Here is an 18,536-nt window from a genome sequence, read left to right as displayed (position 1 = left end):
GGATGGCGGGGCGCAACGCGCGGATTGGGATGGAATCGAGTGTAACTCGCCGGCGTCGTGCATTTCTTCAGACTTCGTCAAGTCGAGCGCGTGCTCGATTGACCTTCTCCGGGAATTCACCTACGATCCATTCCATGCCTTCGGGACAGACCCGAAGCGTTTCAATCTCTTGAGGGAGCCTCATGAGTACGCAACAGAGCCGGCGCTTCGACGCGCTCGTTTTCATTGGTCGTTTCCAGCCCCCGCATCGTGGTCACCTGAACGTGCTGAAGTCGGCACTGAGCCGGGCCGAGCGCGTGTGCGTGCTGATCGGGTCGACCGACAAGCCCCGCACCATCAAGGATCCGTTCTCGTTCGACGAGCGCTGCCAGATGCTGGCCTCGCTGCTCGAGCCGTCGGAGCGTGAGCGCGTGACGGTCGCGCCCGTGCAGGATTCGACGTACAACGATGGCGACTGGGTGCGCTGGGTGCAGGATGCCGTGGCCGCCGCGCTCGGCGACGTCGCGCAGCGCAAGGTCGGGCTGATCGGCCACGAGAAGGACGCCACGTCGTATTACCTGCGGATGTTCCCGCAATGGGAGCTCGTCGACGTCGACGCGACCGAAGACATTTCCGCCACCGAAATCCGCGACCAGTATTTCGCCGAACGCACCAACAGCTTCGTGCAATGGGCCGTGCCGGAACCCGTGTTCCGCTGGCTCGAGCATTTCCGCACGCAACCGGAATTCGCGCAGCTGAAGGCGGAGGCCGAATTCATCGCCGCATATCGCAAGGCATGGTCGGCCGCGCCGTACCCGGTCACGTTCGTGACGGTCGATGCGGTGGTCGTGCACTCGGGCCACATCCTGCTCGTGCGCCGGCGCAGCGAACCGGGCCGCGGCCTCTGGGCGCTGCCGGGCGGATTCGTGAACCAGGACGAGCGGCTCGATGCGGCGTGCATTCGCGAGCTGCGCGAGGAAACCGGCCTGAAGCTGCCGGAGCCCGTGCTGCGCGGCTCGATCAAGGATCGTCAGGTGTTCGATCATCCGGCCCGCTCGCTGCGCGGCCGCACGATCACGCACGCATGCCTGTTCAACTTCCCGACCGGCGAGCTGCCGCGCGTGAAGGGCAGCGACGACGCCGACAAGGCGCGCTGGGTGCCGCTCAACGAATTCGCGCAGATGCGCAACGTGATGTTCGAGGATCACTTCGAGATCGCGTATCACTTCCTGGGGAAGCTGTGACACGCTGATTCCCCGGAATCCGGTCCGCCGCGACAGACGCGGCGGCGCTTCAACGGCCTAGAGGAGCTCTAGCCATGCAAAACGATCCCGGCGGCTTTGCCGCGACTCTCGCCAATCCGATCCTCAACACGGATTCGTACAAGGCGTCCCACTTCCTCCAGTATCCGCCCGACGCGCAGGCGATGTTCTCGTACGTCGAATCGCGCGGCGGCCGCTACGATCGCACGCTGTTCTTCGGCTTGCAGATGCTGCTGAAGGAATATCTGTGCCGGCCCGTCACGCACGCGATGATCGACGACGCCCGCGATTTCTTCGCGGTGCATGGCGAGCCGTTCAACGAGGACGGCTGGCGCCATATCGTCAAGCACTACGACGGTTACCTGCCGGTGAAGATTCGCGCGGTGCCGGAGGGGGCGATCGTGCCGGTCCATAACGTGCTGATGACCGTCGAGTGCGACGACCCGAAAGTATTCTGGCTCGCGTCGTATCTGGAGACGATGCTGCTGCGGATCTGGTACCCGGTGACGGTCGCGACGCGCAGCTGGCACTTGCGGCAGACGATCCGACGCTTTCTCGAGAAAACCGACGACGATCTCGCGCAGTTGCCGTTCAAGCTGCACGACTTCGGCGCGCGCGGCGTATCGAGCGCGGAATCGGCCGCGATCGGCGGCGCCGCGCATCTCGTGAGCTTCATGGGTTCGGATACCGTGCTCGGCGTGCTCGCCGCGAACCGCTTCTATCACGAGCCGATGGCCGCGTATTCGGTGCCGGCGGCCGAGCACAGCACGATCACGTCGTGGGGGCGCCAGTACGAAGCCGATGCGTATCGCAACATGATCGCTCGCTTCGGGCTGCCCGGCGCAATCGTGTCGGTCGTGTCGGACTCCTACGATCTGTTCGCCGCGCTCGAGCTGTGGGGCGGCGAGCTGCGGCAAGCCGTGCTCGATTCGGGCGCGACGCTGGTCGTGCGTCCCGATTCCGGCGACCCCGTGGCGATCGTGCTGCAGACCGTGCGCGCGCTCGACGCATCGTTCGGTTCGAGCGTGAACGGCAAGGGACGGCGCGTGCTGAGCCGTGTGCGCGTGATCCAGGGCGACGGCGTCGACGAGCTGTCGATCGAAGCGATCCTCTCCGCGCTCGACGACGCGGGCTATGCGGCGGGCAACGTCGTGTTCGGCATGGGCGGCGCGCTGCTGCAGCAGGTGAACCGCGATACGCAGCGTTTCGCGATGAAGTGCTCGGCGATCCGCCGTGGCGACGTATGGCACGACGTCCGCAAGGATCCCGTCACCGATCAGGGCAAGCGATCGAAGAAGGGACGGCTCACGTTGCTGCGCAATCGGCGCACGGGCGAGTATCGCACCACGACACTGCCCGTTGCATGGGATGACCGCGCGCTCGAAGGCGAATGGGACGACGCGCTCGAAACGGTGTTCGATACCGGGCGGATGCCGGTCGATACGACGTTCGCCGAGGTACGGGCGCGGGCGCACGCGGCGGAGGCATGATCGGGCGGCCGGGGCGGCGGCGTGACGACATCGGCCGCCGTCCCGGTCGCGCTCAGGCGACGCGGGCGACGAGCGCGTGCAGCACGGCGTCCGCGTCGATTTCTCCTCGAACGACATCCTCGCGTGCCGACTCGAACTCGATCCAGCCCTCGTTGAAACCGTCGAGCATGCGCATGCGCGGCGCGGGATGCCGCATTCCCTGCGCGTCGAACAGCGCCGCCCACGTGTTGCGCGGCACGGCTTCGGCGTGCACCGGGCGCCCGAGCGCACGGGTGAACGCGTTCGCGAGGTCGTTCGGACTGACCCGCCGCGGCCCCTCGAGTTCGATGATACGGGTGCCGGTCCATTCTTCCTGCAGCAGTGCGGCCGCGGTCCGGCCGACATCCTCGGTAGCGACCATTGGCACCGGCTTGTCGAGCGGCTGGAGAAAGCTGTGGATCACGCCGGTGTCGCGCGCGGTTGCCACGTCCCACGCGGCGTTTTCGACGAACCACGCGGGGCGCAGGAACGTGACGGGCATCGGCAAGTCGTCGAACGCCTGCTCGACCATCGTCAGTTGCGTCAACAGATTCTCCTGCGTGGCCTGCGCGCCGATCGTCGACAGACAGACGACCTTGCGCGGCCGCGCGGCGCGCAATGCCGCACCGACGGCATCGATGACGGCGCGCGTCTCGGGGAATCCCGGCGACGGATCGAAGCATGGCGGCAGCAGGACGAAGACGCCATCCGCATTCGAGAAGGCCGTCGTGAGCGCGGCGGCGTCGCTCATTTCGGCAACTGCAACATCGCAGCCGCGTGCGATCCACGGCGCAGCACGATCCGCGCTGCGCGCGACGGCGCGCACGGGTCGGCCGGCCGCGAGCAGCGTGCGCGCGAGCGCGCCGCCGACTTGTCCGGTGATACCGGTAATGGCATACATGGTTTGAAATCCTCATCGATAAGGGATTGGGCGCGCCGAACGTTTCGGGTGCCGTAACTGCACGTCGCGTTCGGGCTTGCCGTCGCGATGCATCGGGTTGCATGATAGGAGTCGGCGATTCCTGATGGAATCGAATCCATGTCATTTGATTGGTGATTGTTTGTCATGAATGAGATCCTGGGAATCGACGGAAGAATTCTCGCGAACGTGGGCGTGCTGGCGGCGATCGTCGAAAGCGGCAGCTTCGCGCGCGCGGCTGACGCACTCGGTTTGTCGCCGTCCGGCGTCAGTCGGGCCGTGGGCCGGCTCGAGGCGCGCGTCGGCGTGCGGCTGCTCGATCGCACGACGCGCTCGGTCACGCTGACCGACGAAGGGCGTCGCCTGTACGAAGAGATCGGTCCGCTGCTCGCCGGCATCGGCGACGCGGTGACGCTGGCCGCGGGCTCGGCCGCTACCGTGCGTGGCAGATTGCGCGTGAATGTCGATGCGTATTTCTCGCGGCGGGTGCTGGCGCCGCATCTTCCGGCGTTGCTGGCCCGCCATCCCGATCTGTCGCTGGAGCTCGCTGCGCGCGAACAGCTCGGCGATCTGGTCGCCGACGGATTCGACGTTGCGGTGCGGTTCGGCGAGCCGCCATCGTCGTCGTTGGTGGCGCGCAAGCTGCTGGAGACGCGCGCGGTGACGGTCGCCGCACCCGCGTACGTGAAACGGCACGGGCGTCCGGCGGCGCCGGCCGATCTCGCAGGCCATGCGTGCATCCAGATGCGCAACACGCTGACCGGTCAGCCGCTCGAGTGGGTCTATCAGCTAGGCCGCAAGCGCGTGCCGGTCAAGACGACGGGCAGGCTGCTCGTCAACGACGCGGGCACGATGCTCGGTGCATGTCTGGCCGGTGTGGGCATCGCGCGCTTCAAGGCGAGCGGGGTAGCCGGCCTGATCGAGCAGGGGCGGCTCGTCGAACTGCTCGCGGATTGGCGCGGCGAGGCATTTCCGCTGTTCGCCTACTATCCGTCGCGTCACCTGCCGCCCGCGAAGGTTCGGGCGTTCGTCGATTTCGTCGCGGAGATCGTGGCGACCGGCTCCTAGGGCCCGTTATTAGCATGAACAGGCCCTGGCAAAATCGCCCGCCGTCAACGTTCGCGGGCGAGCGTGCGAACGTGGGTGTCCGGTTGCGCGGCCGCGTGCGTCGGCATCCGTGCCGCCTCCATCGCGCGCCCGAGCGCATCGAACACCGCCGGCCCCTTGCAGCGCGACACGTTGAAGCGCATGAACGACGTCGCGCCATGCGACGCACTGAACACGTTGCCCGGTGCGAGCACCACGTCATGGTCGAGCGCATGGCGCGCCACGCGCGCGGCATCGAGCCCGTCGGGCAATTCCGCCCATACGAACAGGCCGCCGCGCGGTTCGGTCCAGATTCCGAGCCCGGCGCGCGTGAGCCGCCGGATCGTTTCGCCCATCGCATCGGCCAGTTGCGCACGCAGGCCGTCGAGATGGCGCCGGTAGGTGCCGTCGACCAGCAGCCGGTGCACGACATTCGCGCCGATCTGCGCATTGCCGAACGACGTCGCGAGCTTCAGGTCGACGAGCGCGTCGATCCATTCGGGGCGCGCGGCGATATAGCCGCAGCGGATCGCGGCCGATAGCGTCTTCGAGAAGCTGCCGATCGACACGACGCGCGACAGCCCGTCGAATGCCGCGAGACGCGGCGCGGGCGTGCTCTCGAAGTCCGCGAAGATGTCGTCCTCGACGATTAGCAGGCCATGCTCGGCCGCGAGCGTCAGCAGCCGATGCGCGACCGGCGGGGCGAGCGTCGCGCCGGTCGGGTTGTGCAGCGCTGCGTTGGTGATGTACAGGCGCGGCCGATGCTCGGCGAGCACCTGCTCGAAGCGGGCGAGATCGGGGCCGGTGGGCGTGTATGGCACGCTGACGATGCGCGCGCGATGCGCACGCAGCAGCGCCTGGAAGTTGAAGTAGCACGGGTCGTCGAGCACGACGGTGTCGCCCGGCTCCAGCAGCAGCCGGCACACGAGATCGAGCGCGTGCGTGCCGCCGTCGGTCAGCATGATCTGCGTAGGCTCCGCATGGACGCCGTGCTGCGCGAGCCGCCACGCCAGTTGCTGACGTAAAGCGGGCAGCCCGAGCGGTGTCGCGTAGTCGGTCAGCGCGTCGGGTTCGTCGCGCGACACCGCGCGCAGCGCGCGTCGCAAGCTTTCGTCCGGCAGCCACGACGAGGGCAGCCAGCCGCAGCCGGGCTTCACGGAGCTGGGCGCCGCCTCGAGCGCCTGGCGCGACAGCCACAGCGGATCGAGCTCGCGATCGAGGCGCGGGCCGAGTTCGGCGAGCGCGAGCGGCGGCGCGTGGCCCGACACGTAGAAGCCGGAGCCGCGCCGCGCGACGAGCACGCCTTCGCTCGCGAGCCGCTCGTAGGCGTCGACGACGGTCGATTTCGATACGTGCAGCGCGTCGGCCATCATTCGAATCGACGGCACACGTGCGCCGGGCATCAGCGCGCGGCTCGAGATCCGGGCGCGCAGCGTGTCCATCACGGTTTCCACGCGCGTGCGCGACGGTGCGGGCGCGGCAGGGGCTTGCACGGAACGGTTCATGGCGAGCGAGGGGAACTGTACGGACGGTTGTCCGGTACAGTTTGTCCGAATTGTATTGGGCTGTAGCTTACGCGCTTTTCGCGCGCGGCGGATCATCGGTCATCCACCTTTTTCGATCAGGATTTCCCGTGCACAAGACGACCGACGGATGGCTCAGCGGCCTGCTGGGCGTGATCATCTTCAGTGGCTCGCTGCCCGCGACGCGCGTCGCGGTGCAGGGGCTCGACCCGCTGTTTCTCACGTTCGCGCGCGCGACGATCGCCGGCGTGCTCGGCCTGATGCTGCTCGTCGCGCTGAAGCAGAAGCGGCCGACGCGTGCCGAAACCGCGTCGCTCATCGTCGTCGCGCTCGGGGTCGTGGTCGGTTTTCCGTTGCTGACGGCGCTCGCGCTGAAGCACGTGACGTCCGCGCATGCGATCGTGTTCGTCGGGCTGTTGCCGCTCGCGACCGCGCTGTTCGGTGTCTGGCGTGGCGGCGAGCGGCCGCGGCTGCCGTTCTGGATTTTCTCGCTCGTCGGCAGCGGTGCGGTGGCCGCGTTCGCGCTGCGCAACGGCGCAAGCGCATCGGCGGTGGGCGATGCGCTGATGCTGGCCGCGATCGTCGCGTGCGGGCTCGGTTATGCCGAAGGCGCGCGCCTGTCGCGCCAGCTCGGCGGCTGGCAGGTGATCTCGTGGGCGCTCGTGCTGTCGCTGCCGGCGATGCTGCCGGCTGCGTGGTTCACACGGCCCGCGACGTTCGACGGTGTCGACGCCGCCGCGCTGTGGGGTCTCGCGTACGTGTCGCTGTTCAGCATGTTGATCGGCTTCGTGTTCTGGTATCGCGGCCTCGCACTCGGCGGGATCGCGGGCGTCGGCCAGTTGCAGTTGCTGCAGCCGTTCTTCGGGTTCCTGCTTGCCGCCGGGCTGCTGCACGAGACGGTGCCGCCGTCGATGCTGGCCGTGACGATCGTGGTCGTCGGCTGCGTCGCGGGCGCGAAGTACTTCTCGAAGATGGCGCCCGTGCAGCGCGCGGGCTGACGCGCCGGCGCGCGACGACGTGACGGGGCAGTCCGTTCGCCGTCGCGCGTGCGCGGCGCGCGGCTTACCCCATCACCACGTTCGCGAGCCGGAACTGATACGCGGTCGCGGTGGTGCCGCCGCCGCCGCCCGTCATCACGATGTCGGCGCTCTTGATGCCGAGCAGCGACAGTTCGGTGTTGATGTCGGACAGCACGGCCGAGTTCATCACCGCGCCCTGTTCGATCTGCGATGCCGTGCCGATCCACAGCGTCGGCTTGAACTCGAACACGGCCTTCTGGCCCGGCACGATGCCCGTCTTGTGCGCGAGCAGCCGGTTGTCCTTGAAGACCGACGCGGTGATCGCCCCCTGGCTCAGGTCGTTGCGCAGCTGGATCTCGCGCGACGTCGGCGCCGCGCCGGCCAGCGCGAGCACGTTGCCCGACGTCGAACGCGACACGTTGAAGAGCTGCCCGTTGTCCGCGCGCTTCTGCGGCATGTAGTTGCCGTCGGCATCGCTCGCGGAGATGGTCGTCAGCATCGGGAACACGAACGGATGGTTGTCGCCGCGTCCGCAGTTGGTGATGACCTTCCACGCGATCGCGAGCTCGTCGAAGTCCGTCGACACGTTCTTCTGGAAAATCACGATCTGGCTGTTGTTGACGTCGTTCGACAGGTTGACGAAGTTGAGATTGATGTCCATGAGTCACCTTGATTCGATTTGGATAACTGATTTAATGGGCGCCGGCCGTGCGTCGCCGGCGCACGGACCGTTACGCCATCACGACGTTTTCCAGCCGGAACGTGAACGGCATCGAGCGCGGGCCGGGGCCGCCGCCGGTCATCACGATGTCGGCGCTCGCGATGCCGAGCAGCGACAGTTCCGTGTTGATGTCGGAGATCACGGCGGAATTCATCAGCGCGCCCTGTTCGATCTGCGACGCGACGCCGATCCAGATCGTCGGCTTGAACTGGAACACGGCCTTCTGGCCCGGCGCAACCGACGTCTTGCGCGCGAGCGGGCTGCCGTCCTTGTAGATCGTCGCGTTGATCGCGCCGGCCGGCAGGTCGTTGCGCACCTGCACCTCGGAGCTCGCGCCCGGGTCGCCGCCGAGCTGCAGCACGTCGCCGGAGCTGGAGCGCACGACCTGGAACACCTGGCCGTTCGCGGCAACCTGCTGCGGCATGTAGTTGCCCCAGCTGTCGCTCGCGCTCACGCTCATCGTCATCGGGAACTTGAACGGATGGTTGTCGCCCTGGCCGCAATTGCGGATCACCTTCCACGCGATCGCGAGTTCGTCGAAGTCGGTCGCCACATTCTTCTGGAAGATCACGACGCTCGAGTTGTTGGCGTCGTTCGAGCGGTTGATCAGGTTCAGTTGGATATCCACGTCGTTGCTCCTTGAGTTTGAAAAAAACGGCAGTCGGTCTGCCGCACACCTTTCCCGCCGGCCCCGCCGAGAAGCCGAGCCGTCAAGTCGATTCAATCCGAGTGAGGCGGCGCTACGCGTGCACGATGTGTTCGAGCGCGAACGCATACGGCTGCGCATCGGTGCCGGTGCCACCGCCCGTCATCACGATGTCGGCCGCGGCGACGCCCGCGAGCGGCAGAAGCGTGTTCGCGCTCGACATCACCGCCGCGTGCAGCGCGCGGCTTTCCTGCACCTGCGACGCCACGCCGATCCACAGCGTCGGCGTGAAGCGGAACACGGCCTTCTGGCCGGGCGCGACCGCGTGCTTCACCGCGATCAGCCGGCCCGCGCTGAACGCGTTGACGTTCACGGCGCCGCGCCGCAACCGGTTGACGACCTCGATGTCGCCGCCCGGCGCATCGGCCGGGTCGGGCACGAGCCGGCCGCGTCCGTTGGGTTGCGCGTCGACGACGAAGCGCATGCCGGCGGGTGCCGTGACGCGCGGCGAGAAGTTGCCGTGCTCGTCGCCGAGCGCGACGTCGATGTCGGTCGAGTAGTCGAACGGATGGAAGCAGTCGCGCCCGCAATACCGGATCACCTTCCACGCGATCGCAAACGCGTCCAGATCGGGGATCACGTCGCGCTGGAACAGCACGACCTCGCTGTTGCCGCAGTCGTTCGAGCGGTTCACGAAGCGGAGCTTGATGTTCATGACGCTTGCTCCTGATCGGGCGCGCCGCGATCGTCGCGCAGCGTTCGGTCGGCCCATTGCGCAAGCGCGGGCGCGACGCCGTTCGCGAGCGACGCGACGTGCAGCGCATGCGCACGCGTCTGGGCCTGCAGGTCGCCCGCGAAGCGACCGAGCGCCATCGCGGCATCGGCGGGGCCGCGCGTGCGGCCGAGATCGTCGAGATATTGCGCGGCCGCGTCGGCCATCGCGCCCGCATGCTGCACGTGGCTTTGCGTGAAGCGTGTCGCGAGATCGGCGTTCAGTGCCGCCAGCTCCTTGACGGCGGCGGCCGAACTGCCGGGTGCGAGCCGTGCGAGCTGGCCGCGCCACAACGCGTCGGTCGCTGCCTGGCATGCATCCGCATAACGGTGGCCGGCGAGCAGCGCGGTGTGCGCGAACGCGCGCCACGCGGGGCCGCCGGCCGTGCCGCCGGTGCCGGTCGTCTGCGCGGCGAACTTGCCGAAGAGCTGGAGCGCGTCGGCGTGCGCGCGTTCCCATTGGGCGATGAACGTGGAGAACATGGCGATTCCTCGTGATGAAAGGGCGTTGGCGGCGTGACGTCGGCCGGTACGCGGATTACGGACGCGCGGCGCCGAGGCGCTGCACCATGCGCATCACGGCGGCCATTTGCGGCGCGTCGCGGCGGTAAAAGTCGGGGTGAAGCGGATCGGTGCTCGTATAGCCCCAGAAGTCCCAGCAGCCAAGCGGATTGACGGCGGATTTCTCGACCTGCGGATAGAGCACGATCAGCCGGTTCGTATCGGCGATCTCGTTGTAGCCGACGCCGCGGATCATCTTCTCGCCCACGGCCGCGACGTTCTGCACGCAACCGTGGAACACCACGTGGACCGCACAGGCCACGCGCTCGCAGTCGGCCGGCACGTATGCGTATCCCGTGTCGCCGAGCGATGCGCGGCGCTGCGTATCGAACGCGCGCTGGTCGAACTTCAGCAGCTTGCCGGCTGCCTGGGCGGCGGGCGGATTGAGCGGCTTGTCGGATGTGGCGTAGATCCAGCGCACGATGTCGTGCGCCTGCTGGAAGCCGCAGTTGTCGATATACGGGCTCGCGTTCGCGCTGCATGCGTTGTCTTCGGCGCGGTTCGTGATGAACGCATGCCCGGCGTCCGGCGATTCGCGGTACTGAAGATTCGAGGCGGGGACTTGCGCGAGCGTGTAGAAGCGCGCGGTCTGGTCGACGACGCGCGTCGACACCACCGTATCCTTCGCACCGCTGAACACGTAGATGCGTTGCCCGCGCAGCGCGGTCGGATCGTCGATCTCGCCGCGTTGCGCGAACACGCGCGCGGCGCGCCATGCATCGTCCGCGGATGGCGCGGGACCGATCGGCTGCATGCACAGCGTGGTCGCGGCCACGGCGGGCGGGATCAGCGCGTTCACGCCCGCGCAGTAGAACGGGCCGCCGGCGACAATGCCCGCGCCGATCAACCGGCTCGAGAATGCGACATCGAACTGCGCGGCCATGAAACCGCCGGACGACAGCCCCGACACCGACGTGCGCTGGAGGTCGGCGCCGTATGCGGGCAGCGGATCGGCGGCGGCGACGGCGGGCGGCGCGAGCGTCGCCACGGCGGCTACGGCGATGCATGCGGTGCCGAGCACGCGACGCAGCGTGCGCGAAATGGTGGAACACGGCGGCGTCGTGCGGCCGGGCGAGCGAGTAGCGTTCATGCGGGGCTCCTGTCGTGACGAATGGCGAATGACGAATGACGGATGGCTGGAACGGTTGCGGCACGATTTCAGCGACGGTTTCAGCTTACGGGCGGCCGACGCCGTGCGAAATGGCGCGAACGACATGCGCGGCGACCCGTGACGTTCGGCCGGTGCGATGTCCGGGCGCTCACGACAGAAACAGCGCGCGCTCGGCCCGACGGCGCTTCGTGAGCCCCGCGAGCGGCTTGCCGCCGGCCTTGTTCCAGACGAGGAACTGGTCGGCTGCACGCGCGCTCGCACCGGCGTTCAGGTAGCGCAGCAGCGTCGACGAACGCAGCCGTCCCGCGCCGAGATTGAAGACGAACGACATCAGCGCATCGAACTGCTGCTGCGTGACCGGCACGCGCAGCAGCTTGCGCAGGTTCAGCTCGGCGCCGCGCAGGTCGCGCCGCAACAGCGCCTCGGCTTCGGCAGGCGTGAGCGGTCGCGTGAAGCGCTCGTTAGGCAGGATCAGGTGTCCGTAGCCGATGGTCGGTTTGCCGACCGCGTCGAGATAGCGCGCGAGCCGCAACCCCTCGAACTGCTTGATCAGCGCGATGCCTTGCTCACCGGTGTGCTCAGGCTGGTTCGCCATCGTCGTTCTCCTTGCTGCCCGGCCGTGCGCGCGGTACCAGGCGATGCGTGTATTCGTCGATCACGCGCATGATCGCTTCCGGAGGCGGCAGTGCCGCGAATTGCATTTCGATGTCGATGTGCTCGGTGTCGCGCTGTCGTGCGTTGCCTTGCGCGTCCTTCTTCGCGGAGCGCGGCGCGAACGTCACGTAGAAGCGGCCACGCTGCTCGTCGTCGCTCGCGATGCCACCGGCTGGCAGTGCCTCGGTGAAGTCGCCGCGCACGGTCAGGTGCACGATCATCCGGTCCAGCGCAAGCCCGCGCGGCGTGGCGAGCGCGACGAGCGGCACCGGCATCGTGTGCTCCGCGTCGAGCGCGACCGTGACCTCGCGCGGTGCGAGCAGGCCGTCGTCGCGCAGATCGAAGAACTGGTCGAGCACGGCCGTGTACTGATGCGCGAGCAGCTGGTTCGCGGCGGCCGCCGCATGCTGCATCCCGCGTGCGATTTCGTCGAGCGCGATGCCGCGCGGCGGCGGACGCTCGTCGTCGGCCGGCGCGCCGGGCGGCGCAGGCGGCGCAGGCGGCGCAGGCGGCGCGGGCGGCACGCCGCCGGCGGACACGCCGGGCGCGGTGCCCGGTGCGTCGTGCATGCCCGGAGCGGCTCCGGCCGGTGAGCCGGTTGTCTCGGGCGGCGCGTGGTGCACCGGATCAGCGGCCATCGCCGCCGGCGCGGCCGTGGCCGTCACCGTCCCGGTATTGCCGGCCGGCGGCGGGATCGTTGCGTCCGGTTCCTGCCCGGCCGCGCCGCTGCCGGCACGCGCATCGCCATCGCCGTGGCCGCCGCCATCCGCGCGGCGTGACCGTCTGAAGAGCCTGAACATGGCCGCTCCGCGCGCTTACGCGTGCGCCGGCTGCTGGGCGTCCGAACCGGCTCCGGCAGGCGCGGCGGTGCTACCGCCCGTTGCCGACGCATCGCCGACCAGCTTGCCGTCGGTCGGCGTCGCCGGCAGCGGCTTCACGGCCTTCGCGTTGCCTTCCGTGACGACCGGTTTGGTCGCGGCTTCGGTCAGGAAGTCGATCACGCGCATCAGCGCTTCGGGCGGCGACTGGCGCTTCACCTGCGTATGGATCGAGTATTTCGCGCGGGTGTCGGTGCTGCGCGTCTGCTCCGCCTTGTGCGACACGCGCCCGGACACGCTGACGCTGATCGGCCCCCAGCCGAACTTGGCCTGGAATTCACCGCCGGCCTCGGTCGACGACGACGACTTTTCCGATTGCGTGATCTCCATCTCGAAGTCGATCGTGCCTTCCTCGATCGCGATGATCGGGTGAACGATCGCCGCGAGCAGCGGGATGCGCATCGTCTTCTGCACGACGCCCTTCGACACGCCGCTTTCGTCCACCAGCGTCTCGTCGTAGTCGAACTGGACGGCCACGGCCTTGCCGCCCTGGATGCAGACCTGCATCAGGAAATCCGCGTAGCTCTTCGCGGCCTGCGTCTGCGCACTGATCATCGCCTTTAACGGGCCGGCGATCATTTGGTCCATGGGTAAAGCGTTAATCACTGAGCCGATGAAATTCGCGTCCATGAATAAACTCCTCTTCGTGTTGGAGACAACGGAAATTCGTTGTCTTTATTCACGTTAGGAAATTGAAGAGGTTTACCAAATATGACGTCCGTCACGTCCGGCGGCCCGGGCCGGCTTGCGGCGGGCATCGATATGCGCGGCGGGGCGCGGTGCGGACGAATTAGGCCATTCGTCACGGAGCGACGGGCCTAGTGCGCGGCGGCTGAAACAGCGGTAAAAAAAACGCCGGGTAGGGGAAACAAAAAATCTAAACCGAGCATCCCGATTTCGAGGAAACCGCGCAATGAACGTTCTGATGATCGATAGCCCGCCGTTATTCGTCGCGGGTGTGGCGGACGCGCTGTGTAAACGCGATGTCGGCTGGCATGTGTGGTCGGCCCGCCGTCCCGAGGACGTCTTGCGCTTGCGCGACGCGTTGCTGCCCGGAACGGTCGAGGCGATCACGATCGAATACGACGAGCACGCCGCGCGGCCGAGTTGGCCGAGCGTGCTGAGCGAGACGTTCGCCGGCGCGCCGTGGCTGTGCGTGGCGGCGGCCGTGTGCCGCCGCACCATCGCCGATGCGCTGCTGGCGGGGGCGGCCGGCATCATCGACCGGCACGCGAGCGCCGACGAGTTCGCGGATGCGCTCGGCCGGGTCGCGGCCGGCGCGATATACGTGCCGCCGAACGACGGCGGCGCGACGCAGGCGCGCCCGGGCGGCCTGCCGGCCGGCGACGATCGCGCGTTCGAGCGTCTCACGCCGCGCCAGCGCGACGTGCTGCGGCTGCTGGCCGAAGGCAAGTCGAACAAGCAGATCTGCCGCGTGCTCAACGTCGCGGAAGGCACGATCAAGAACCACCTGTACGCGCTGTTCCGTCAGATCGGCGTGAGCAACCGGACCGAGGCCGCATTGTGGCTCGCGCGCCACGTGCCGCCCGAGCCGGCGGCATTCGCGTTCGCGACGGCGTGCGGTTCGCCGGGTTGATCCATGCGACGGGCGCACCAGCCGGACGGGCGCGCGGCCGGCGAGCACTGGATGCGCGCCGCATCGCGCTATTGCCTCGGGGCGTCGGGCGGAAGCGGATCGTCCGCGGCCGACTGCGCGGGGTGGGCCGCGAGCATCGCGCGCGTGAATTCGGCGAGGCGCGCGCGGACGACCTCGGCGGATGCTCCGCCGTCGAGCGATTGCTGGAGGTCGAGCAGATTGGCCGCCAGTTCGCCCTGCCAGTGCGCGCGCTCGCTGGCGGCGCGCGCGCGATTCGCGGCGAGCGCCGCGCCGACGTCGGTCGAGCGATCGCCTTGTACCAGCGTCTCGAGCGTTTCGACGAGTCGTTGCAGCACGCGATGCACGGCCGTCGCGGAGAAGCCGCCGAGCATCGCGAGCGCCGGCCGCCCGAAGTTGTGCATGCTGCCCTGTGCGAACAACTGGGCCGGCAGCATCTGGACGATGATCAGGCCGGCGATCACGCCGAGAATCAGCCGCGCGCCATACGATGCGTCGTATTTCGGATCGTAGGTCGACGCGGCGACGTAGTGGTGTGCCTGGAACAGCGTTGCGAACGACGCACCGAGCCCCGCGCAGCACAGCAGGAACGTCGTGTTCCACAGCAGTTGCATGCCGTTGGATTGCAGGAAGCCTCGCTCGATGTTCTCACCCGACACGTGCGGCGACAGGCTCGTCAGCACGACCGCGATCAGGAAGCCGAGTGCCGACCCGGTCAGCAGCCGGATCAGCGGCACCGGGCCGAGCCACGCAAGCGGGTGCGCCTGACGCCGGTGCATGTCGAGCAGCGTCACGGCCTGCGGCGTGGCGGGCGCGACGAGCGTCGCGAGCTTGCGGTGGATTGCCGTGAGCGCATGCTGCTGCGCGGGCGTCAGCGGCGTGGCGGTCGACGCGCCGGCCGACGCGCTGCCCGAGCTGGCGGCCGCGATCAGCGCCGCGAGCCGCGCGACGAGTTCGGGCTCGATCGGCAGCCCGTGATGGAGCGCATAGCGCGCCATCGCCTCGCATTCGTCGCACAGCTGCGCGGCGAGATCGTCCGGTGCGCGTGGCGGTGCCGGCAGCGCCGGCCGCGCGCGCCAGCGCCCGAAGCGCGGGGCGCCCATGTCACAGTGCGCCTTCGGCGTCCGGCACGTCCACGTCGAACGCGTGGATCGCGACGCGTTCGCGTTGCGTGCTCGACAGGTGGCGTTCGCACGGCGCTTCGGCGACCCGCTGCACGCGCGATGCATAAGCATCGAGTGCTTCGTCGGGCGCACGCAGCGGTTTGCAGTCGCATGAATAGCGCACGGAAACGATTCGCACTGGCTGTTTCATGATGGCTTCCGCTCCCTCGATGATGGCGGCGCGGCGCTTCGGACCGCACCGCCGCGGCTTCAAACGGACGTGATGTCGGTGATCCAGAACCACGGGTTCGCGTACGGCCCGTCGATGACCTTGGCGACGGTTTGTCCGGGCCCCGGATCGAGCGTGCCGGGCACCCAGGCTTCGTAATGGATCGGCGAGAAGTACAGGCGGCCGAACACGTAGTCGAATGCGATGCGCGCGCGGTTGCCGCCGCGAAACATCGTATTCGTGCCGGCCGTGTATTCGACATAGCCCGTCGTTTGCGTGCCGCCGCCGCGCCCGTGCGAATTCGCCTTGAACGCGCGTGCATGGCGCTCGTACAGTTTCGCGCGCTCGGTGAGCCCGTGGAATGGGTCCGTCGGCGTGCCGTAGTTGAGAGTCGGCAGGTAGCGGGGCGCGTTCTGGTGGATCTGGCGCATCGCGCCGAGCACGTCGCCGCCGATATGGCGCCCGGGCGGGCCGCGATCGACGACGTGCGCGGACGTCGCAATTTCGGACATCAGCGCGCGCAACTCGGGCGGCGCGTCGAGCCGCGCGAACGGAATCACGTACATCGGCAGCGCGCAGCCGGTCTGCTGCCTGCCCGCGCGAGGCGTATCGCCGGCATTCGCGATCAGGCCCAGTACGAACGCTTCCCAGCGCAGCGACGTGTTGAAGTCGAGTCCGGACATGAGTGGCTCCTTCGTCGGCATCAAGCCGGCTCGCCGAGCGGGAAACCCTTCGCCGCCCAGTTGTTGAAGCAGGCCGTGCGATCGTCGTTGGGCGCGTAGGTCGCGAGCGTGCCGTCGAGCAGGCCGGCGATCGCATGCTCGGTGCGCGCGAAGCGCAGCGCCTCGGACAACGCGATCACGAGCCGCGCGAGATCGGGCTTGAACGGTGCGGGCTTCGATGCGTCTGCCGGCTTGAGCTTCGACAGTGTCCACACGGCCTGATGGAGGTTGCTCGGATTGATCGTCGGCAACGGGTCGGTCGCGTAGCCGAGCCAGCCGTACGAACCGTCGCCGCCGAGCGCTGTCGCGCCGGCCGGCGTGCCGCCCGGGAACGGCCGGATGTCGAACACGAAGGCGGTGCCGCCCTGGCTGACGAAGCCGAGCGTGTACAGCGACGCGTCGACGGCGGGCCCGTTCCTCGCGGCCTGCCACGCGAGGTTGAGCAGCAGCGACATGTGCGGCGCGCCGGTGTCGCTGCCGATCACGACATCGACGGCTTGCCGCGTCGCGCGTGTGCCGTTCCGGCGGATCGCGTCGCGAAGCGACGCGAGATCGTCCTGATAGTCACTGCCGTTGGTGAGTCGAAGTTGCACGATGTTCGCTCCTGTCGATAACCCGGCGTGGCTCGGCCGTCGAGACGGGGCGCGGGGCGAAGCGAATGCGCTGCCGTGCGGCTACTGTGCGTGGCGCGCGGCGGGCGAACAATGCGGCAGAAGTCACTGTCCGTGGCGTAACCGAACACCCGGGAAGCGGGTGTCGGATTCGGTGAGCGCAGGTGGACCGGGCGAAGGGCGCGACGCGCGTGCGTGTGGAGGATCGGCAACGTCGGCGGCGTGCTTCATGCGTTGCCGGGCGGCATGACCGCCGCGCGCCGAAAAGCACAACGGCCAGATTTGCCGGTAGCGGCAAACCTGGCCGATCGCGTGACTGCCGTCGAGCGCGCGTTACGCGAACGTTTCGAGCGCAAGCAGTTCGTCGATCGTCTGCCGGCGGCGGATCAGCCGCGGCGTGCCGCGATCGACGAGCACTTCCGGCGCGAGCGGCCGGCTGTTGTAGTTCGAGGACATCGATGCGCCGTATGCGCCCGCATCGTGCAGGAACAGCAGATCGCCGATCTGCGGCTGCGGCAGCTTGCGGTGCGTGACCACGCCGCCCGCGTCCTGCGTGAACACGTCGCCGGACTCGCACAGCGGCCCCGCGATCGCGATGTCGACGAGCGGCCGGCCGGCGGGCAGCGCGCCGTCGTGCGCGTGCACGGACACCGCGTGATAGCTGCCGTACATCGACGGACGCATCAGGTCGTTGAAGCCCGCATCGATCAGCACGAAGTCGTGCTTCGGCCGGCGGTTCACCGCCTGCACTTCGGTGACGAGCGTGCCGGCTTCCGCGACGAGGAAGCGGCCCGGTTCGATCTCGATGCGCACGGCATGGCCGAGATGCCGTTCGATCCGCTTGCGCGCGGCGTCCCACTGGCTGAAGTAATGACCGACGTCGACGCGCGGCTCGCCGTCGCGATACGGAATAGACAGCCCGCCGCCCGCGGAGATGGCTTCGATGTCGTGGCCGAGCGACGTGACGAGGTCGACCATCGCGTCGCACACCTGCGACAGGTGGCCGTAGTCGACGCCCGAGCCGATATGCATGTGGATGCCGACGAGCTTCAGCCCGTACTGGCGCACGATCTCGATCGCGCGCGGCACGTCGTCGATCCAGATCCCGTGCTTGCTCTGCGGGCCGCCGGTGTTGGTCTTGTTGCTGTGGCCGTGGCCGAAGCCCGGGTTCACGCGCAGCCATACGCGGTGGCCGGGCGCATGCTCGCCCACGCGCGCGAGCATGTCGAGCGAGCCGGCGTTGACGGTCACGCCGTGCTTCAGCACGGCCGCGAGCGTCGGGCGGTCGATCAGGTCGGCGGTGAACACGACGCCTTCCGGCTCGCCCGCAGGACTGAAGCCGGCGGCAAGGCTGCGCTCGATTTCGCCGAGCGACACGGCGTCGACGCACGCGCCTTCGTCGCGCATCAGTTTCAGGATATGCAGGTTCGAGTTCGCTTTCTGCGCGTAGCGGATCACGTCGAACTGGCGCAATTGAGCGATGCGATCGCGGATGACGTCGGCGTCGTACACCCACAGCGGGGTGCCGTATTGCTGCGCGAGCGCCGCGAGCTGGCGGGAATCGAGAGACATGGCGGAAGAACCGGATCGAATGAACGGACAGGAGAATGATGCGCCT

Annotated in this window: 20 protein-coding genes; 5 read left to right on the top strand and 15 right to left on the bottom strand. The window is 68.2% G+C overall.

The features are described from left to right. Nucleotides 1–182: 182 nt before the first annotated feature. Nucleotides 183–1,223 (top strand): bifunctional nicotinamide-nucleotide adenylyltransferase/Nudix hydroxylase, encoded by a 1,041-nt coding sequence (locus WS51_RS07775; RefSeq protein ID WP_059506642.1) that lies wholly within the window; start codon nt 183–185, stop codon nt 1,221–1,223. Between the two features lie 74 nt (nt 1,224–1,297). Further along, complete coding sequence (locus WS51_RS07770; protein WP_069228894.1) at nt 1,298–2,731, top strand: nicotinate phosphoribosyltransferase; 1,434 nt, start codon at nt 1,298–1,300, stop codon at nt 2,729–2,731. A 52-nt stretch (nt 2,732–2,783) separates the two neighbouring features. Here WS51_RS07770 and WS51_RS07765 read toward each other — a convergent pair whose 3' ends face one another. Continuing rightward, nucleotides 2,784–3,650 carry an NmrA family NAD(P)-binding protein gene (locus WS51_RS07765; RefSeq protein ID WP_069228893.1) on the bottom strand — a complete coding sequence of 289 codons (867 nt, stop codon included), beginning with the start codon at nt 3,648–3,650 and terminating at the stop codon, nt 2,784–2,786. Between the two features lie 177 nt (nt 3,651–3,827). On the opposite strand from WS51_RS07765, the gene WS51_RS07760 reads away from it, so the two are divergent. Continuing rightward, nucleotides 3,828–4,736, top strand: a complete 909-nt coding sequence (locus WS51_RS07760) for a LysR family transcriptional regulator (RefSeq protein ID WP_155628443.1) — start codon at nt 3,828–3,830, stop codon at nt 4,734–4,736. Between the two features lie 44 nt (nt 4,737–4,780). On the opposite strand, the gene WS51_RS07755 is transcribed toward WS51_RS07760, so the two are convergent. After that, entirely contained in the window at nt 4,781–6,259 is a 1,479-nt protein-coding gene (locus WS51_RS07755) for an aminotransferase-like domain-containing protein (RefSeq protein WP_069228892.1), read from the bottom strand. 128 nt (nt 6,260–6,387) lie between these two features. Here WS51_RS07755 and WS51_RS07750 point away from each other — a divergent pair, with 128 nt between their 5' ends. Then, on the top strand, nt 6,388–7,275 hold the full coding sequence (locus WS51_RS07750) for a DMT family transporter (RefSeq protein ID WP_059799714.1): 888 nt from the start codon (nt 6,388–6,390) through the stop codon (nt 7,273–7,275). Between the two features lie 64 nt (nt 7,276–7,339). Here the strand turns inward: WS51_RS07750 and WS51_RS07745 are convergent, their stop codons facing one another. The 8 genes from WS51_RS07745 to WS51_RS07710 all read right to left on the bottom strand — a co-directional run bounded on the left by WS51_RS07745 (nt 7,340) and on the right by WS51_RS07710 (nt 13,268). Next, a complete protein-coding gene (locus WS51_RS07745; RefSeq protein ID WP_059449496.1) occupies nt 7,340–7,957 on the bottom strand; it encodes a hypothetical protein in 618 nt (205 codons plus the stop codon). 70 nt (nt 7,958–8,027) lie between these two features. Beyond that, nucleotides 8,028–8,645, bottom strand: a complete 618-nt coding sequence (locus WS51_RS07740; protein ID WP_059449497.1) for a hypothetical protein — start codon at nt 8,643–8,645, stop codon at nt 8,028–8,030. 112 nt (nt 8,646–8,757) lie between these two features. Next, the gene (locus WS51_RS07735) at nt 8,758–9,378 is read right to left on the bottom strand and encodes a hypothetical protein (RefSeq protein ID WP_059506654.1); all 621 of its coding nucleotides are present in this window, start codon (nt 9,376–9,378) and stop codon (nt 8,758–8,760) included. After that, nucleotides 9,375–9,917 carry a hypothetical protein gene (locus WS51_RS07730; protein WP_059506656.1) on the bottom strand — a complete coding sequence of 181 codons (543 nt, stop codon included), beginning with the start codon at nt 9,915–9,917 and terminating at the stop codon, nt 9,375–9,377. Before WS51_RS07730 ends, WS51_RS07735 begins: the two co-directional genes overlap by 4 nt. Before the next feature lie 55 nt (nt 9,918–9,972). Next, entirely contained in the window at nt 9,973–11,085 is a 1,113-nt protein-coding gene (locus WS51_RS07725) for an extracellular catalytic domain type 2 short-chain-length polyhydroxyalkanoate depolymerase (protein WP_069228891.1), read from the bottom strand. Between the two features lie 169 nt (nt 11,086–11,254). Further along, entirely contained in the window at nt 11,255–11,701 is a 447-nt protein-coding gene (locus tag WS51_RS07720) for a lysozyme (RefSeq protein ID WP_059449501.1), read from the bottom strand. Then, nucleotides 11,685–12,560: a DUF2589 domain-containing protein gene (locus tag WS51_RS07715; protein WP_236872345.1), complete on the bottom strand. Its 876-nt coding sequence runs from the start codon at nt 12,558–12,560 to the stop codon at nt 11,685–11,687. Before WS51_RS07715 ends, WS51_RS07720 begins: the two co-directional genes overlap by 17 nt. Nucleotides 12,561–12,575: 15 nt before the next feature. Continuing rightward, nucleotides 12,576–13,268 carry a DUF2589 domain-containing protein gene (locus WS51_RS07710; protein ID WP_059449502.1) on the bottom strand — a complete coding sequence of 231 codons (693 nt, stop codon included), beginning with the start codon at nt 13,266–13,268 and terminating at the stop codon, nt 12,576–12,578. Nucleotides 13,269–13,551: 283 nt separating this feature from the next. Here WS51_RS07710 and WS51_RS07705 point away from each other — a divergent pair, with 283 nt between their 5' ends. Beyond that, nucleotides 13,552–14,235 carry a helix-turn-helix transcriptional regulator gene (locus tag WS51_RS07705; RefSeq protein WP_059449503.1) on the top strand — a complete coding sequence of 228 codons (684 nt, stop codon included), beginning with the start codon at nt 13,552–13,554 and terminating at the stop codon, nt 14,233–14,235. Nucleotides 14,236–14,303: 68 nt separating this feature from the next. On the opposite strand, the gene WS51_RS07700 is transcribed toward WS51_RS07705, so the two are convergent. The 5 genes from WS51_RS07700 to lysA form a co-directional block, all read right to left on the bottom strand. Further along, nucleotides 14,304–15,356: a hypothetical protein gene (locus WS51_RS07700; protein WP_059506662.1), complete on the bottom strand. Its 1,053-nt coding sequence runs from the start codon at nt 15,354–15,356 to the stop codon at nt 14,304–14,306. 1 nt (nt 15,357) lies between these two features. Further along, nucleotides 15,358–15,567, bottom strand: coding sequence for a hypothetical protein (locus WS51_RS07695; protein ID WP_155773570.1), 210 nt, complete (start codon nt 15,565–15,567; stop codon nt 15,358–15,360). A gap of 59 nt (nt 15,568–15,626) precedes the next feature. Next, nucleotides 15,627–16,268, bottom strand: a complete 642-nt coding sequence (locus tag WS51_RS07690; protein ID WP_059793130.1) for a hypothetical protein — start codon at nt 16,266–16,268, stop codon at nt 15,627–15,629. Nucleotides 16,269–16,288: 20 nt separating this feature from the next. Continuing rightward, on the bottom strand, nt 16,289–16,900 hold the full coding sequence (locus WS51_RS07685) for a ribosome-inactivating family protein (protein WP_059792978.1): 612 nt from the start codon (nt 16,898–16,900) through the stop codon (nt 16,289–16,291). A gap of 351 nt (nt 16,901–17,251) precedes the next feature. Then, entirely contained in the window at nt 17,252–18,490 is a 1,239-nt protein-coding gene (gene lysA / locus WS51_RS07680) for a diaminopimelate decarboxylase (RefSeq protein ID WP_059506668.1), read from the bottom strand. Nucleotides 18,491–18,536 lie beyond the last annotated feature (46 nt).

Source organism: Burkholderia territorii, from assembly GCF_001718335.1.
GTDB lineage: Bacteria > Pseudomonadota > Gammaproteobacteria > Burkholderiales > Burkholderiaceae > Burkholderia > Burkholderia territorii.
This window is presented reverse-complemented; position numbering and strand designations above follow the sequence as displayed.

Coding starts and splice junctions, on each gene's coding strand:
- WS51_RS07775 (WP_059506642.1), top strand. CDS start 183: ATGAGTACGCAACAGAGCCGGCGCTTCGACGCGCTCGTTTTCATTGGT.
- WS51_RS07770 (WP_069228894.1), top strand. CDS start 1,298: ATGCAAAACGATCCCGGCGGCTTTGCCGCGACTCTCGCCAATCCGATC.
- WS51_RS07765 (WP_069228893.1), bottom strand. CDS start 3,650: ATGTATGCCATTACCGGTATCACCGGACAAGTCGGCGGCGCGCTCGCG.
- WS51_RS07755 (WP_069228892.1), bottom strand. CDS start 6,259: ATGAACCGTTCCGTGCAAGCCCCTGCCGCGCCCGCACCGTCGCGCACG.
- WS51_RS07745 (WP_059449496.1), bottom strand. CDS start 7,957: ATGGACATCAATCTCAACTTCGTCAACCTGTCGAACGACGTCAACAAC.
- WS51_RS07735 (WP_059506654.1), bottom strand. CDS start 9,378: ATGAACATCAAGCTCCGCTTCGTGAACCGCTCGAACGACTGCGGCAAC.
- WS51_RS07730 (WP_059506656.1), bottom strand. CDS start 9,917: ATGTTCTCCACGTTCATCGCCCAATGGGAACGCGCGCACGCCGACGCG.
- WS51_RS07725 (WP_069228891.1), bottom strand. CDS start 11,085: ATGAACGCTACTCGCTCGCCCGGCCGCACGACGCCGCCGTGTTCCACC.
- WS51_RS07720 (WP_059449501.1), bottom strand. CDS start 11,701: ATGGCGAACCAGCCTGAGCACACCGGTGAGCAAGGCATCGCGCTGATC.
- WS51_RS07715 (WP_236872345.1), bottom strand. CDS start 12,560: ATGTTCAGGCTCTTCAGACGGTCACGCCGCGCGGATGGCGGCGGCCAC.
- WS51_RS07710 (WP_059449502.1), bottom strand. CDS start 13,268: ATGGACGCGAATTTCATCGGCTCAGTGATTAACGCTTTACCCATGGAC.
- WS51_RS07705 (WP_059449503.1), top strand. CDS start 13,552: ATGAACGTTCTGATGATCGATAGCCCGCCGTTATTCGTCGCGGGTGTG.
- WS51_RS07700 (WP_059506662.1), bottom strand. CDS start 15,356: ATGGGCGCCCCGCGCTTCGGGCGCTGGCGCGCGCGGCCGGCGCTGCCG.
- WS51_RS07695 (WP_155773570.1), bottom strand. CDS start 15,567: ATGAAACAGCCAGTGCGAATCGTTTCCGTGCGCTATTCATGCGACTGC.
- WS51_RS07690 (WP_059793130.1), bottom strand. CDS start 16,268: ATGTCCGGACTCGACTTCAACACGTCGCTGCGCTGGGAAGCGTTCGTA.
- lysA (WP_059506668.1), bottom strand. CDS start 18,490: ATGTCTCTCGATTCCCGCCAGCTCGCGGCGCTCGCGCAGCAATACGGC.